This window comes from Helicobacter pylori (assembly GCF_011175115.1).
Classification (GTDB): Bacteria; Campylobacterota; Campylobacteria; order Campylobacterales; family Helicobacteraceae; genus Helicobacter; species Helicobacter pylori_DF.
The window spans coordinates 392,306-407,748 of the sequence record NZ_SHOW01000001.1 but is presented as its reverse complement, the minus strand read 5'-3'; the positions used below and the strand labels follow the sequence as shown (position 1 = coordinate 407,748).

At 39.6% G+C, this 15,443-nt stretch carries 13 protein-coding genes; 4 read left to right on the top strand and 9 right to left on the bottom strand.

Translation table 11 applies throughout. The features are described 5' to 3' along the window. Window position 1: 1 nt before the first annotated feature. Window positions 2–901 (bottom strand): alpha-1,2-fucosyltransferase, encoded by a 900-nt coding sequence (locus EXS92_RS01915; protein WP_165515382.1) that lies wholly within the window; start codon window positions 899–901, stop codon window positions 2–4. A gap of 95 nt (window positions 902–996) precedes the next feature. Next, window positions 997–1,527, bottom strand: coding sequence for a hypothetical protein (locus EXS92_RS01910; RefSeq protein WP_165515381.1), 531 nt, complete (start codon window positions 1,525–1,527; stop codon window positions 997–999). Window positions 1,528–1,599: 72 nt separating this feature from the next. Between EXS92_RS01910 and EXS92_RS01905 the strand changes: the two genes are divergently transcribed. Next, window positions 1,600–2,544 carry a D-2-hydroxyacid dehydrogenase gene (locus EXS92_RS01905; protein ID WP_165515380.1) on the top strand — a complete coding sequence of 315 codons (945 nt, stop codon included), beginning with the start codon at window positions 1,600–1,602 and terminating at the stop codon, window positions 2,542–2,544. Window positions 2,545–2,721: 177 nt separating this feature from the next. Here the strand turns inward: EXS92_RS01905 and EXS92_RS01900 are convergent, their stop codons facing one another. After that, entirely contained in the window at window positions 2,722–3,435 is a 714-nt protein-coding gene (locus tag EXS92_RS01900; RefSeq protein WP_097701662.1) for a hypothetical protein, read from the bottom strand. 105 nt (window positions 3,436–3,540) lie between these two features. Next, window positions 3,541–4,995: a threonine synthase gene (gene thrC / locus EXS92_RS01895; RefSeq protein ID WP_165515379.1), complete on the bottom strand. Its 1,455-nt coding sequence runs from the start codon at window positions 4,993–4,995 to the stop codon at window positions 3,541–3,543. A 201-nt stretch (window positions 4,996–5,196) separates the two neighbouring features. Here thrC and tlpA point away from each other — a divergent pair, with 201 nt between their 5' ends. The 3 genes from tlpA (at window position 5,197) to EXS92_RS01880 (ending at window position 9,208) form a co-directional block, all read left to right on the top strand. Continuing rightward, on the top strand, window positions 5,197–7,224 hold the full coding sequence (tlpA, locus tag EXS92_RS01890) for a methyl-accepting chemotaxis protein TlpA (protein ID WP_165515378.1): 2,028 nt from the start codon (window positions 5,197–5,199) through the stop codon (window positions 7,222–7,224). Continuing rightward, window positions 7,224–8,330 carry an epoxyqueuosine reductase QueH gene (locus EXS92_RS01885; protein WP_165515377.1) on the top strand — a complete coding sequence of 369 codons (1,107 nt, stop codon included), beginning with the start codon at window positions 7,224–7,226 and terminating at the stop codon, window positions 8,328–8,330. The genes tlpA and EXS92_RS01885 overlap by 1 nt, the downstream gene beginning before the upstream one ends. Window positions 8,331–8,446: 116 nt before the next feature. After that, window positions 8,447–9,208 (top strand): outer membrane beta-barrel protein, encoded by a 762-nt coding sequence (locus tag EXS92_RS01880; protein ID WP_165515376.1) that lies wholly within the window; start codon window positions 8,447–8,449, stop codon window positions 9,206–9,208. Here the strand turns inward: EXS92_RS01880 and EXS92_RS01875 are convergent. The 5 genes from EXS92_RS01875 to EXS92_RS01855 form a co-directional block, all read right to left on the bottom strand. After that, window positions 9,180–9,971 (bottom strand): glycosyltransferase family 2 protein, encoded by a 792-nt coding sequence (locus tag EXS92_RS01875; protein WP_165515375.1) that lies wholly within the window; start codon window positions 9,969–9,971, stop codon window positions 9,180–9,182. The genes EXS92_RS01880 and EXS92_RS01875 overlap by 29 nt on opposite strands. Window positions 9,972–10,001: 30 nt before the next feature. Continuing rightward, entirely contained in the window at window positions 10,002–11,699 is a 1,698-nt protein-coding gene (gene tlpB / locus EXS92_RS01870; RefSeq protein WP_165515374.1) for a methyl-accepting chemotaxis protein TlpB, read from the bottom strand. 213 nt (window positions 11,700–11,912) lie between these two features. Continuing rightward, window positions 11,913–13,658, bottom strand: a complete 1,746-nt coding sequence (locus EXS92_RS01865) for a bifunctional metallophosphatase/5'-nucleotidase (protein ID WP_165515373.1) — start codon at window positions 13,656–13,658, stop codon at window positions 11,913–11,915. A gap of 141 nt (window positions 13,659–13,799) precedes the next feature. Then, entirely contained in the window at window positions 13,800–14,258 is a 459-nt protein-coding gene (locus EXS92_RS01860; protein WP_165515372.1) for an S-ribosylhomocysteine lyase, read from the bottom strand. 39 nt (window positions 14,259–14,297) lie between these two features. After that, window positions 14,298–15,440, bottom strand: coding sequence for a cystathionine gamma-synthase (locus tag EXS92_RS01855; protein ID WP_165515539.1), 1,143 nt, complete (start codon window positions 15,438–15,440; stop codon window positions 14,298–14,300). Between the last annotated feature and the right edge of the window lie 3 nt (window positions 15,441–15,443).

The following is a 15,443-nucleotide window of genomic DNA, read 5'->3' as shown; positions in this document are numbered from 1 at the left end:
TTTAAGCGTTATACTTTTGGGATTTCACCTCAAAATGGGATTCTATTTTCACCCATTCCTTACAAAGGATGTTTTCATGCCCAAAAAGCCAGTGTTTGGGGCCAATAATGATTTTTTCTGGATTGTTTATCAAATAAGCCGCCCACCAACTATAAGTGCTGTTAGCGATAATGCCATGCTTGCAAGATTGCATGAGCAGCATGTCCCAATACGCCTCTTCTTCTTTATCCCTAGTGGTCATGTCCATAAAAGGGTAGCCAAGATCAAGGTTTTGCGTGAATTTTAAATCTTCGCAAAACACAAAAAGCTCCATGTTTGGCACGCGCTTTGCCATACACTCAACAGCCTTTTTTTGATAATCAATACCAAGCTGACAGCCAATCCCCACATAATCCCCTCTTCTTATATGCACAAACACGCTGTTTTTAGCGGCTAAAATCAAAGAAAGCTTGCGGTGGTATTCTTCCTCTTTTTTTTTATTATTTCCATTTTCGGGGGGGGGGGGTAGGGTGAAGGTTTGCTTGATCAAAGGGGATATAGCATCAAAATATCGTGGATCTTGAAAATAGCCATAAAAATAAGTCAAGCGGCTTGGCTTTAGTAATTTAGGCTCGTATTCAAACACGATTTCTTGACTCACCCTATCAAACCCCATGCGTTTGAGTGCGTCTCTTACTAGCTTGGGGAGGTGTTGCATTTTAGCCACAGCGATTTCTTTTTCGCTCGCATAGGGCAAATCAATAAGGAAAAGCTCCAATTGCATTTTCCTATTACTCCAATCAAAAGAAGTTGTATCTAACAGCACAGGCGTGTTAGAGTGTTTTTGCAAACTTTTAGCGAAAGCGTATTGAAACATTTGATTCCCAAGCCCCCCGCAAATTCGCACCACCTTAAAAGCCATTCAATCCCTTTATATTGTCAAATAAAACCCTAATTTTAGCCCATTTTAAAGCCCTTTTTCAATAAAAGCCCAAAAAGCGGAATAACGCTTTCAAATCATTTGAATTTTTTATTTGAAAAAGACGCGTATGAGGGCTCTAGCAAGCGTTCTTGGTATTCTAAAAGAATCCTGTCTTCGCTATTGAGCGAGTAGGCTTCATCGTATTTGCGCTTGATGATGCCCTTTAAAATGGTGTGCTGGACCTGGTATTTGTCTTCTTTAAGCATTTCATCGACTAAAGCGTAAAGCTGAATGTCTTGAATGAGTAAATCTGAAATTTTAACGCTCTCTTTATCAAACAATTCTTCATTAGCGCAATATTCATTCACTAAAATAAGCACTCGGTCATACACATCCGATGCGATTTTAGCGTTTAGGGTTCTATAAATGTAATCTTTGATTTTTTTGAGCTGCTCTTCTAAATCTTCACTGGCCTTGCTCGCTAAAGCCAGAATGCTTAAGATTTGAATGAGAGTCATCATTTTATGGCTTAAAGAGCGGGTGCGCCATTTAATGAGAAGACGCATGAAATAAGACATTTTGATAGAAAGGCTACAGGGGAGGGTGTTTTTCTTGGGTTTTGGCATGCTTAGTTTCTTTTAAAAAAGGATTTTGTGGTTTAATTATATAATTTTAAAATTAAATCTAGGAGTATAGAGATGAAAACATTCAAAAAAGGCGTAATCTTAGACGCTAAAAGCGTGGGGCTGAAAGCTTTAGAAGTTTTAAAAGAAGTGGCGGATTTTGATTTTTATGAGATCACTTCGCCTAATCAAGTGGTTGAACGCTGTAAAGACGCTGAAATAATGGTATTGAATAAAGTCGTTATCACCCAAGAGGTTCTAAGCCAATTGCCTAAACTCAAACTCATTTGCATCACCGCTACAGGCACGGATAATGTGGATATAAAAAGCGCGAAAGCTTTAGGCATAGAAGTCAAAAACGTGAGCGCTTATTCTACAGAATCCGTAGCCCAGCACACTTTAGCGTGCGCGTTGTCTTTGTTGGGGAGGATTAATGATTACGATCGTTATTGTAAAAGCGGGGAATATAGTCAAAGCGATATTTTTACGCACATTAGCGGTATGAAAATGGGGCTTATTAAAGGGAGTCAATGGGGGGTTATTGGTTTAGGCGCAATCGGTAAAAGAGTCGCCAAGATCGCTCAAGCTTTTGGGGCAAAGGTGGTGTATTATTCCCCTAAAGATAAAAAAGAAGAATATGAGCGCTTGAGTTTAAAAGATCTGCTCACAACAAGCGATATTATCAGCATTCATGCCCCCTTAAATGAAAGCACGCGCGATTTAATCGCTCTCAAAGAATTGCAAAGCCTAAAAGAAGGGGCGATTTTAATCAATGTGGGGCGTGGGGGCATTGTGAATGAAAAGGATTTGGCTTTAACTTTAGAAACCAAAGATTTGTATTACGCGAGCGATGTGTTTGTGAAAGAGCCTTTTGAAAAAGACCATGCGTTTTTGAACCCAAAGATCCAAAACAAATTGCTTTTAACCCCCCATATCGCATGGGCGTATAGCGATAGCTTGAAAACTTTAGTGGAAAAAACCAAAGAAAATATCCAGGATTTTTTAGCTTCTCAAAAATAAACGCAAAAAAAAGGGGTTTAATCGTTTGGTTTTTCCTTTTTGTTTGCCATAAAATAAAATCTAAAAAAGGGGTTTAATCGTTTTTAATGGTTATCAGACAATCCGCTAGATTTAACCCATTAAGAAAAAAGCCTTTAAGGTGGATTGACCCCCAAAGGCTTTTATTAAAGGGGGTGATTACATCTTAGAAATATCAATTTTAAAGGTGTGGATTTCATCTTCTAAAAAGACTTTAACCACCACCACGCCCGGGGTTTTAAGGTTTTTGGTATCCACCACGACAAACCCTCCTTTAGCCTTATTTTCAACATTAAGGGTGTTTTTCTTAAGGTAATTGATCGCTAGGATTTTTAAAGCTTGGCGGCTTTCTTGCATGACTTCTTGCTCTTCTACATCATCCATCATCATCATGCCAAAGCCCGGTCCATACATGCCCATTCCCCCATACATCATGCCGTTATAAGCTAAAAAACTCCCTTGCCCGTAATAAAACATAGGTGGGGTGATCATATTGATATTATCAATAGGGGCGGTCGGCACGCTGATATTAAAGCTTTGTAAAATGCCCTCAAAATCAAAACTGGATTTCATCACCTGTCTCAAGCTTAAGACCGGTAAATTCGTTTGGTTGATAGACACCGAAATGGCTTTACGGCTAAACACCACAGGATTTCCCTCTATAACTTGCGCCGCTACATACAGCACTAAGGGGGATTCATTCAAACCTTTCAATTTGCTTTGAGCGATTTCTAACTGGACTTTAGACTTGGCTTGCGTGGAGGTCATCACTTGAATCCCATTATTATAAGATGTAACATGTTCAGGCGTGATCTTATAACTCGCGCAACCACTTATCAGTAAGGCTATCGCTACTAAAACGATTTTTTTCATTCAAACTCCTTTCATTCAGTTTAATTTTCGTTTAGAGTTTATTTATTATAGTGTATTTTAACTTAAAATGTAACTTTTATTAAGGTTAAAAGCTCAAAAAAAGATTTAATGTAGGCTTTCTAACCACAAAAGAATAGAAGATTTGATCTCATTGAGTTTTAAAACTTCTTGGTGCTTGATCCCTCTTTCAAATAAATCATCAAGGCGTTGGCTATCTGGGGTATTGTAGTTGTTTTTTAGCGCTTCTAGGGCGGTTTTATCGTCTTTTTTTTGCTCGTTTAGGGCTAAAAGGGTGGTTCTAGGGAATTTTTCATAAGAAGCGGTGGCGGAAACAAGGGTTTTTTCATTAGTTTTCAAGCTGGCGTTTAAAGCGGTGGCGGTGTGGGGGTCAATCAGGTATTGGTGCTCTGCATAAACTTCTTGAATGGTTTTCAAACAATCTTCATCTGAGCAGCTCGCGCAAGAAAAATGCTCCTGTAAAAGGGCTAATTCTTTAGGCTTTAAGGCATAAAATTTCTCTTCTTCTAAAGCTTGCATCAATTCTAGCGTGCGTTCAAACCCAAAAAGGCTAAAAAGCACCCTTTCCACGTTAGAGCTTTTTAAAATATCCATAGCCGGCGAGTAAGTTTGCTTTAAAGAGCGGTGGGTTAAATCGTAACGCCCTGTTTCTATAAACTCCCTTAAAACATCGTTGCTGTTGGTTACGACCTTGATTTTAGCGATATTTAAGCCCATTTTTTTGGCATAAAACGCCCCTAAAGCGTTCCCAAAATTACCGCTGGGTATGGCCAGGGTGATTTTTTCTTTAGAATTGATCGCGCCTTTTTTATACAATTCCAAAAAGCCCCAAATATGATAGACGATTTGAAAAGCGATGCGCCCAAAATTCACGGAATTAGCCACGCTTAATTTCAATTGGTGCGCTTTTAAAGCTTCGTTAAAATCGTCGTCTTTTAAAAGGTTTTTGAGCGCGTTTTGCGCATCATCAAAATCCCCACTCACCCCAAACACCTTTAAATTGCTAGCGCTTTGGGTAACCATTTGGAGTTTTTGGACTAAACTCGTGCCGTCTTTGGGGTATAAACACACCACAAAAACATTAGGCATGCCCGCCAAACTTTCTAAAGTCGCAGGGCCGGTATCGCCGCTTGTGGAAACGAGCATTAAATACTTTTCATTTTTTCCTACCGCTAGGTTAGAAAACAAGCTCGCTAAAGGCTGTAACGCCATGTCTTTAAACGCCAAACTAGGCCCATGGTAGAGTTCTTGGATAAAAAGCCTTTCATTGAGCGCAAAAATAGGGGCTGGATTTTTAGGGTTATCAAAATTTTCATAGCGTTTTAAAGCGCTTGTTAATAAACCCTTAGGAATCTCTAATCCCAATCGTTCAAACACGCATTCTACCAGCTCGTTATAGCTCAGATTCAAACAATCTTGCCATTCTAGCGTTTCAAAATTTTCTAAAGTGTAAAGCCCGCCTTTGGGGGCGTTGGGGTTTAATACCGCTTCAATAAAATCAATCTTTTTTTCTTTCAAAGAGCGCGTGGGGACAAAAGGCATAATGATTCCTTTTTATATTTGGATAATTTCAAGTCGTAGCATACCCTAAAAGAGCGAATGTAACCTTAAATGTTTTTTTAATGAGAATGATTGATCGTCTTTTTAATCCAGTTTAATTTTGGATTTATGCTTATAATACTATAATGCGGTTTAAAATTTTGCCGCAAATGGGCAAAAAATTCATCATAGTAAGGTTGTGTTTTGTCTAAAGGTTTGAGTATCGGTAATAAAATCATATTGTGCGTGGCGTTGATTGTGATCGTGTGCGTGAGCATTTTAGGGGTGTCCTTAAACAGCAGGGTGAAAGAGATTTTAAAAGAAAGCGCCCTGCATTCTATGCAAGATAGTTTGCATTTTAAGGTTAAGGAAGTGCAAGGGGTTTTGGAAAACACTTATACGAGCATGGGCATTGTCAGAGAAATGCTCCCTAAAGACACCAAAAGAGAAATCAGAATCCAATTGTTAAAAAACTTCATTTTAGCCAATTCGCATGTCGCTGGGGTGAACATGTTTTTTAAAGACAGAGAAGATTTAAGATTAACGCTTTTAAGGGATAACGATACGATTAAGCTATTGGAAAATCCGTCATTGGGGAATAACCCTTTAGTGCAAAAAACGATGAAAAATAAAGAAATTTCTAAAAGCTTGCCTTATTATAGGAAAATGCCTAATGGGGCGGAAGTTTATGGGGTTGATGTTCTTTTACCTTTATTGAATGAAAACACTCAAGAGGCTGTAGGGGCTTTGATGATTTTCCTTTCTATTGACAGCTTCAGCAATGAAATCACTAAAAACAGGAGCGATTTGTTTTTAATTGGCGTTAAGGGTAAAGTGCTTTTGAGCGCGAATAAGAGTTTGCAAGACAAATCTATCGCAGAAATTTATAAGAGCGTGCCTAAAGCCACCAACGAAGTGCTGGCTATTTTAGAAAACGGATCTAAAGCGACTTTAGAATACCTGGATCCCTTTAGCCATAAGGAGAATTTTTTAGCCGTTGAAACCTTTAAAATGCTAGGCAAAACAGAAAGTAAAGACAATCTTAATTGGATGATCGCTTTAATCATTGAAAAAGATAAGGTCTATGAGCAAGTGGGATCGGTGCGTTTTGTGGTGGTTGTAGCGAGCGCTATCATGGTGTTAGCGTTAATCATAGCGATCACCCTCTTAATGCGAGCGATTGTGAGCAATCGTTTGGAAGTCGTTTCTAGCACCTTATCTCATTTCTTCAAATTATTGAACAATCAAGCCCATTCCAGCGGTATTAAATTGGTTGAAGCGAAATCTAATGACGAATTAGGGCGCATGCAAACAGCGATCAATAAAAATATCTTGCAAACCCAAAAAATCATGCAAGAAGACAGGCAAGCCGTCCAAGACACCATTAAAGTGGTTTCAGATGTGAAAGCAGGGAATTTTGCGGTGCGCATCACGGCTGAACCCGCAAGCCCTGATTTGAAAGAATTGAGAGATGCACTAAATGGAATCATGGATTATTTGCAAGAAAGCGTAGGGACTCACATGCCAAGCATTTTTAAAATCTTTGAAAGCTATTCTGGTTTGGATTTTAGAGGGCGGATCCAAAACGCTTCGGGTAGGGTGGAATTGGTTACTAACGCTTTAGGGCAAGAAATCCAAAAAATGCTAGAAACTTCGTCTAATTTTGCCAAAGATTTAGCGAACGATAGTGCGAATTTAAAAGAATGCGTGCAAAATTTAGAAAAGGCTTCAAACTCCCAACACAAAAGCTTGATGGAAACTTCTAAAACGATAGAAAATATCACCACTTCCATTCAAGGCGTGAGCTCTCAAAGTGAAGCCATGATTGAACAAGGGCAAGACATTAAAAGCATTGTAGAAATCATTAGAGATATTGCCGATCAAACCAATCTTTTAGCCCTAAATGCTGCTATTGAAGCCGCAAGGGCCGGCGAGCATGGCAGAGGCTTTGCGGTGGTGGCCGATGAAGTGAGGAAACTCGCTGAAAGGACGCAAAAATCCCTCAGCGAGATTGAAGCCAATATTAATATTTTAGTTCAAAGCATTTCAGACACGAGCGAAAGCATTAAAAACCAGGTTAAAGAAGTAGAAGAAATCAACGCTTCTATTGAAGCCTTAAGATCGGTTACTGAGGGCAATCTAAAAATCGCTAGCGATTCGTTAGAAATCAGTCAAGAAATTGACAAGGTCTCTAACGATATTTTAGAAGACGTGAATAAAAAGCAGTTTTAATGCTCATTCATATTTGCTGCTCGGTGGATAATCTCTATTTTTTAAAAAAGGCTAAAGAGGCTTTTGCGGGTGAAAAAATTGTAGGGTTTTTTTATAACCCCAATATCCATCCTTATAGCGAATACTTGTTGCGTTTAGAGGATGTGAAACGCACTTGCGAGATGCTAGAAATTGAATTGCTTGAGGGCGATTATGAATTAGAAAAATTTTTAGATAAAGCTAAGGGTAAGGAATTGTTAGGGGAAAAAAGCGAACGCTGTTTTGAATGCTTTGACTTGCGATTAGAAACGAGCGCTTTGAAAGCCTTTGAATTAGGGGAAGAAAGATTCACCACCACTTTACTCACAAGCCCTAAAAAAGACCCTAACCAGCTCATCGCTAAGGGACAACACATCGCGCAAAGGCACAATTTGGAATTTGTTGTGTTTAGAAACGATAATTTTGAACATTTTAAGAGCGAGTTGGGTTTAAACTTGCAAGCTTTGGCGAGAGAAAACGAGCTTTATCGGCAAAATTATTGCGGTTGCCAATTCGCTTTAAAAATCCAAAAAGAATCCCAAAACAGAAGCCCCTTTGAGCTTTACTCGCCTTTAAAACGCCAGATTTTACCCGCAAGCGTTGAAGAAAGAACGCAAGTTTTTAGAGAATTAGACGCAGCTAAAAAGGGCGCTAATAAGTCTTCTTTAGCCCAAAAAACGATCGCAACTTACCGCTTATTGAATGGGGGCGTGTGGCTTTCTAAAAATTCAAACCCCTTGAATTGTTATATTCTAGCGCGCTCTAAAAGTAAGGCTAAAGTAAGGATTAACGATTTAAGGTGGGTTTTTTCCCAGCGTTTAAACGCGCTAGTAGGTTATAGTCAAAGAGATGAAACCTTGTTTTTAACTTTAGAAGGCCTTAACACTCTTATGGCAAAAAACTACGATAATTTAAAAGAGTTAAACTTTAACCCCTTAAATTATGAAGAAGAGTTGTCTTTAAGGGCGTTAGTGAGCGGGAGCGAGAGTATTAACCCTATTATCGTGTTAGAAGAACGCATAGAAAAAACCCTTTTTGTAGAAATTAAAAGCATTTTTCAAGAAGAAAAGGTGTTTTATTTGCTCTAAGCCAAATTAAAATATAGCGTTGCGTGTGGGTGGGGGTTATAGTAAAAACATACAAGTAATTTAAAATCAATTTAAGATAATTAGGCATAATAGTCGCAAAAAGTTTAAGGCTGTATTTGAAAACTCTATTTAGTGTTTATCTCTTTTTATCGTTGAATCCACTCTTTTTAGAAGCTAAAGAAATCACTTGGTCTCAATTCTTAGAAAATTTTAAAAACAAGAATGAAGACGACAAACCTAAACCCCTAACCCTTGATAAAAACAATGAAAAACAGAAAGTCCTAGACAAAAACCAGCAAATCTTAAAAAGGGCTTTAGAAAAAAGCCTTAAATTTTTCTTTATTTTTGGATACAACTATTCGCAAGCCACTTTTTCAACTTCTAATCAAACCTTGACTCTTGTAGCTAATAGCATAGGGTTTAACACCGCTACGGGCTTGGAGCATTTTTTAAGAAACCACCCTAAAGTCGGTTTTAGAATCTTTAGCGTCTATAACTATTTCCATTCTGTTTCGCTCTCCCAGCCTCAAATCCTAATGGTGCAAAATTACGGGGGCGCGTTAGATTTTTCTTGGATTTTTGTGGATAAAAAAACCTATCGTTTTAGGAGCTATTTAGGAATCGCCTTAGAGCAAGGGGTGCTATTAGTGGATACGATTAAAACCGGTGCGATCACGACCATCATTCCCAGAACCAAAAAAACCTTTTTTCAAGCCCCTTTGCGTTTTGGTTTTATCGTGGATTTTATCGGCTATTTGTCCTTGCAATTAGGGATTGAAATGCCCTTAGTAAGGAATGTTTTTTACACCTACAACAACCATCAAGAAAGATTCAAACCACGATTTAACGCTAATCTTTCTTTAATCGTCTCGTTTTAGTCTCCCCTTTCCCCCTTTTAAACAAACCCATGACTTTCCTAGGGTATTTTAAAAGCATGGAAAAAACATTCGCTTGAATGCCGTTTTCTTTACATGCTCTTATGTTTTCTTTATTCCTTAATAAAAGGCTTTTAAACCCACTTGCGCTAACCCCCCCGGTGCGCATCACCACTAACACTTCCTTCAAGTAAGAAAAGCTTATTTTTTGCACCACAAACAAGCGGATGATCATCTCAAAATCCGCTGAAATCTTATAATCGGTTTTGTATAAGCCGTAGCGTTCATGAATGGCTCTTTTGACAAAGAGCGTGGGGTGGGCTGGCACCACGCCATAAAGCAAGGTTTTAGGGTTAAACTCCCCGCTTTCATAATAACGGACCACTTTTTCTAAACGATCCGGTTTGACAAACACCAGATCCGCATACACGCTATCGCAATGCTTTTTTTCAAACTCATGCACCACTTTTTCTACCACAAACTCATCTTTATAAAAATCATCGCTATTCAATAAAGCGATAATATCCCCACTCGCGCGCTTTATACCCTTATTCATAGCGTCATAAATGCCCTTATCTTTTTCACTCATCACGCAAGCGATTCTATCCTTATATTTTTGAATGATTCCTAAAGTGTTATCCGTGCTAGCCCCGTCTATAATGATGTATTCAATGTTTTTATAAGTTTGATGAAGCACGGAAAGAATGGTGTCTTCAATGGTTTTTTCGCTATTAAAACACGCCGTGATCACAGAAACTTTTAACAATCCAACCCTTTTTTAATCAACTCCTCCTGATTAAGTTTTAAACAAATTCACTTGTTTGTCTAAATTCATGGTCGTTTCGCTCACATGCGTAGCGATGTTTAAAATATCTGAAGAATCGGCTAAAGTCTTAGAAGCCACTTTTTCCACTTCCACAAAATCGCTTACCATAGCTTCAATTTGGTGTCCGGATTTGGCGTAATCGTCCATGCTTTGATTGCTGTCTAATACGACTGAGCTTAAATTAGAACTCATTTTTTCATAAGTTTCTTGCACGCTTTTACTCATATCGCTCAAGCGCTCCATTTTTTGCGAATTGAGATTCATTTGCGAGCTTACGGCATTGATTTCTTGGACAATCACCATGATAGTGGAATTGATTTCGGCTAAAGACTTTTGAGTGCGCCCGGCTAAATTCCTAACTTCATCAGCCACCACCGCAAAGCCTCTGCCATGCTCGCCGGCTCTTGCAGCTTCAATAGCGGCATTTAGGGCTAATAGATTCGTTTGATCGGCAATATCATTGATAATATCCAAAATGGATTTGACATCATCAGCGTTACGGCTTAGCTGCTCCACTTTGCTAGAGAGCTCCTCTTCAGTGTGCGCGCTCTCTGTGATTTGAGAAAATAAATCCCCAATTGCATCCTTGCTCTCTTTGACCAACCCTTGCGTTTCAATCAAACGCTTCCTTAACCCTTGAGACTGCTCTATGGAAGCATTCATCATGCTCGCTACATCCGTGGCTTTATTTTTTACGGAATTTAAGGTGGTTGAGGAATCTTTCATGCTCTTTTGGGTTTCTTGCGCGATTTGGACTAATTTATCCATTGAAGTTTTATTGGAAGTGGAAATGCCTTTAATCTCTTCCATAATCAAGCGGGCGTTTTCCACAAACAAATTGATCCCACGGCCCACTTGCGAAATTTCATCGTTGCGATCACCCACATCAATTTTGGCCCTCAAATCCTTATCCCCATGGCTAAAAGCGTTGATTTTAAGGACCAGTTCATCAATGCGTTTCACGATCCTCAATTTAGCGTATATGATCGTCAAAACCACTAACGCTATCGTCGCTGTCAGTATCCAAAGGAATAGTTTTGTGGTGTTTTCATTAAAAACCTTATTCACGCCTTCTTTAATCGCTTTATTTTCTGTGTTAATGTCAGTGTAATAGGAAGTCGTTGCGATCACCATTTGAGACACCTCATCATAATGCGAGTAGGCGAATTTTTTCTCCGGCACGCCTCCATCGTATTTAGGCATTTTATAATAAGTGTAGCCTCCCCCTTTTTTAGCCGCTTCCAAATACCCCCTAACATAATACACCCCATCAACGCTCTGAGCGTCAAGCCCTGATTGGCCCACGGTTTTAGGATTGACTGGATCAAATAATACCACCCCGTTTTTATCCACCACCACCATATAAATCATGCCCTTATCGTCGTTGATGCGTTTGAAATAATCTAGTGCCATTTTTCTTGCAATAGCATTGTCAAAATCTTTGTAATACTCATGAATGCCCTGTTCAATAATTTTTGTCATGTAAGCGAGCGTTTTTTCACGCTTTTTGTATTGCCCGGTTTCTAAATGCTCCATGAGTTGCGCTAACACATCTTTTTGCATAACCTTTACAAAACCAATAAAAACCCCCCCTAAACCCAAAAGAGCGGCTAGCACGACAAACATGATACGAGTCCCTAGCGAAGCAAATACTGAAGCAAACATCATTTATCTCCTAATAAATCATTTTTAAGTCAAACCCTAATTTGAGAGTTCAGCTTCTAAATGCACCCCCCCCCCCCAGAAAAATGAGTGGCGCAAAACAAAATTAAAATCCGGTTGTTTGAAAACCGCTAACAAAGTGAAAAACCAACAATCTAGGATTATAGAACACCCTTTTTTAAGTTAGGCTTAAAAACAAAATAATAAAAATAAAAAATCTTATTCAACTTCACTTTCCTTAATGGATTTGACGTTCAAAGTCCTCCCGTCTTTTGAAGTGGGGATTTTGATGCTCCCCTCTTTTAATTTTTCTGCCAATTTTTTTAGCAACGGGTTTTTGAAATCGTAGTTGATGATTTCCCAGTTATGTTCTAGTTCAGGGGTTACCTTCCCACCTTTTTTTTCCGTGATGTATTGGATGATCAAATCCCGTATTTGCCCGTTATCTTGTAACTCATCGTAAGAATCATAATACCTATCAGCGTCTGTAACCAGCTTTAAAGTCGTGGATAATGTTCCGAATCGGTAATTATTGATCGCTAATTTATATGTTGCTTTGGGATCAATGGGTTTTCCGTTAATTGTCGGATTAATAATCCTTTGCCCGGCGGGTTTGGTAACATCAACTTGGTATTTCACGCCAGAAAACATGTCAAAGTTATAGCCGCGAACATTTTCATTAAAACTGATCGTCAAATCGCCCGGTTGCAACTGGTTGTAAAATCGGTATGACCATTCCATGTATTTCAACAGGTTTTCACCCGTGATATGCACCCCAATGAGCGTATTAGCGAACTTGTAAATATAAGCGACATCCTTTCTTTTGAAAGGCCCTTTTTTCAAATTCGCCCCAAAATTAAATAAGGCTGCCGCTGAAACATCGGCTTTTGCGTAATATTTTTGGACTCTATTGATCAATTCTATCACCGGTGTTTCTTGCAATGCGGCGGTGGGCATCGTGGTGATTTTTTCTTCTCCTGTGATAAAATCAGGCCTGTCAATAAAGGTTTTTGTAACTTCGCCGACAACTTCATTAGCGTATTCTTTTGATTTTTTATCCACATATTCGTATTTTTTCGCTAATTCTTCATCTTCTGGCACGCCTTTTGTGGGTAAATTTTCAGTCGTTACGATTTTTTTCTTCGTTTTGGTATCAAATATTACCACGCCTTTTGCCAGATAAGCCCCATACGCTCCAGGCTCAATGGTGTGCACCTTTCCTATTTTGGTGTTATAAACCGCATGCTCATGCCCTGCAAAAATAATGTCAAATTGTGGGAATTTTTTCGCCAGATCGGGTATCCCATCGCCACCTTTCTCATCTTCTCGCCCCAAATGAAAAGCACCAATCAAAATATCATACTTCCCTTTTAACTCTTTCAAGGTCTTTTTTAACGCTTCTTCAGCGTCCAAAAACTTCAATCCTGCAAAATGTTCAGGCGTAGAGGCTTCCCAAGTTGGGACATGCGGCACCAAAAACCCCACAACCGCCACCCTCACGCCATCAATTTTTTTAATCATATAAGGCTTCACAAACGGCTTATTGTCCGCAATTTTGATAATATTCGCATTCACGACATCGCCATTAAACCCCTTGATATTTTTCTCTAAAAAATCTTTACTGAAATTGAACTCGTGATTCCCAAGCACACGAATATCAAATTTCAAATCATTTTCGGCTAAGATTAGCGGGTGGATAGGCTCATCATTAAACAACTCCGCGCTATTACCCTGCAACAAATCCCCGCTGTCAATCAAAACCACATTTTTATTTTCAGCCCTCTGCTTTTTGATTAAAGCCGCAATCCTTGTCAAGCCATTATTGGGTTTTTGCTCGCCAGTCGCATAATCATACGAAAAAAGCCGCCCATGAATGTCTGAAGTTTCTAAAAACACGATTTTCACTTCTTTTGCAGATATTGAAAGCGTTAGCGTTAAAAAGATGACTAAAACCAATTTTTTCATTGAAATCCTTCTAATACAAGAAATTCATAACATTAATTTTTACATAATATTAACACTGATACGATGGTTTTTGATTGGAATGTAACGCTAAAACGGGTAAAGATAAGGGAGTAGGGGAGTGAAAATCATTCCCCAAACCAATCAAACCCCCACTTCAGACCACTCAGCGCGTTTGTCTAAAAAAGCGCGCGCTAAATTCTTAGCACCCTCTAAAGTGTGGTTAGCCGCCCAACCGCATTGCTTTTCATTGCTGGCAGGCACTTCTGTAGCCTTTAACACATCTTGCATCGTCTTTTCTAAAACCTCTAAAATCTCTGTGTAATTGTCATGGTTTAACACCGTGAGATAAAATCCCGTTTGGCAACCCATAGGCGACCAATCTATAACATAACTAGCATGGTTACGGATAATCTCAGCGACTAAATGCTCTAAAGAATGCAAGCTTGGCATGTCCATGTGATCTTTGTTGGGCTGTTTGAAGCGCACATCGTATTTGACGATCAAATCCCCATTAACGCCCTTTTTGCGATCAGCGATACGCACATAAGGGGCTTTGACTTTGGTGTGATCCAAATTAAAACTCTCTACATTCATTTTCATGTTTTTAACTCCTTTAGTTTATAGATTATAATAAAAACTTTAGCTTATTTTAGCGAACGCTTGCTCTAAATCTTCTAACAAATCCTGTTCATGCTCAATCCCCACAGACAAGCGCACCAAACCATCTCTGATCCCTGCGGCTTCTCGTTGCACTTTAGGGATACACGCATGGGTCATAAACGCCGGAATCCCCACCAAGCTTTCCACCCCGCCCAAACTCTCGCCTAAAATGAATAATTTAAGGCTTTCTACAAAAAGAGTCGCCTCGCTGTCATTTTTGAGGGTGAAAGAGAGCATCCCGCTAAAGCCACGCATTTGGGCTTTGGCTAGCTCGTAATTAGGGTGAGTGGGAAGACCCGGGTAATAAACCCTTTCTACTTTAGGGTGTTTTTCTAAAAACTCAGCCACGCAAAGAGCGTTTTTTTGATGGGCTTGCATGCGCAATGCTAGCGTTTTAATCCCTCTTTGCAACAGCCAGCTGTCTTGAGGGCCTAAAACCCCACCGATAGCGTTTTGGAAAAAAGCGATCTCTTGGGCTAGCGCTTCATTATTGGTGGTTACAAGCCCAGCGACCACATCGCTATGCCCGCCTAAGTATTTTGTGCCGCTATGCACCACAATGTCTGCCCCCAAAAGAAGCGGGTTTTGATAATAGGGGGTGGCAAAGGTGTTATCCACGATAGTGAGCAAACCATGATCTTTAGCGACACCAGCGCATTGCGCTAAATCCGTGATTTTAAGCAAGGGGTTACTAGGGGTTTCTAAATAAAGGGCTTTGGTGTTGGGTTTGATAGCCTTTTTGATTTGGGATAGATCGCTAGTGTCTATAATGGTGCAAGAAAGCCCGTTTTTAGAAAGCACCTTGTTGAACAAACGGAAAGTCCCCCCATAAACATCATCGCCCAATAACACATGATCGCCTGATTGCAAGAGAGAAAAAACGGCGTGAATCCCTGCTAAACCAGAGGCAAAAGCAAACCCCTTGACCCCCCCTTCTAAATCGGCGATGAGTTCTTCTAAAGCAAAGCGTGTGGGGTTGCCTGAGCGAGAGTATTCATAGCCCTTGTGGCGGCCTATGGCATCTTGGCGGTAGGTGGAAGTTTGATAAATAGGCACGCTCACTGCCCCCGTTGTGGCGTCCTCGCTAATGCCCCCATGGATTAATTTGGTTTGCATGCGCATGGT

What these genes read in the sequence shown, in the direction of transcription:
- thrC (WP_165515379.1), bottom strand. Translation starts at nt 4,995, where the DNA reads ATGCCTTTTGTCCCCACGCGCTCTTTGAAAGAAAAAAAGATTGATTTT.
- EXS92_RS01900 (WP_097701662.1), bottom strand. Translation starts at nt 3,435, where the DNA reads ATGAAAAAAATCGTTTTAGTAGCGATAGCCTTACTGATAAGTGGTTGC.
- EXS92_RS01855 (WP_165515539.1), bottom strand. Translation starts at nt 15,440, where the DNA reads ATGCGCATGCAAACCAAATTAATCCATGGGGGCATTAGCGAGGACGCC.
- EXS92_RS01915 (WP_165515382.1), bottom strand. Translation starts at nt 901, where the DNA reads ATGGCTTTTAAGGTGGTGCGAATTTGCGGGGGGCTTGGGAATCAAATG.
- EXS92_RS01860 (WP_165515372.1), bottom strand. Translation starts at nt 14,258, where the DNA reads ATGAAAATGAATGTAGAGAGTTTTAATTTGGATCACACCAAAGTCAAA.
- tlpB (WP_165515374.1), bottom strand. Translation starts at nt 11,699, where the DNA reads ATGATGTTTGCTTCAGTATTTGCTTCGCTAGGGACTCGTATCATGTTT.
- EXS92_RS01910 (WP_165515381.1), bottom strand. Translation starts at nt 1,527, where the DNA reads ATGCCAAAACCCAAGAAAAACACCCTCCCCTGTAGCCTTTCTATCAAA.
- EXS92_RS01905 (WP_165515380.1), top strand. Translation starts at nt 1,600, where the DNA reads ATGAAAACATTCAAAAAAGGCGTAATCTTAGACGCTAAAAGCGTGGGG.
- EXS92_RS01885 (WP_165515377.1), top strand. Translation starts at nt 7,224, where the DNA reads ATGCTCATTCATATTTGCTGCTCGGTGGATAATCTCTATTTTTTAAAA.
- EXS92_RS01865 (WP_165515373.1), bottom strand. Translation starts at nt 13,658, where the DNA reads ATGAAAAAATTGGTTTTAGTCATCTTTTTAACGCTAACGCTTTCAATA.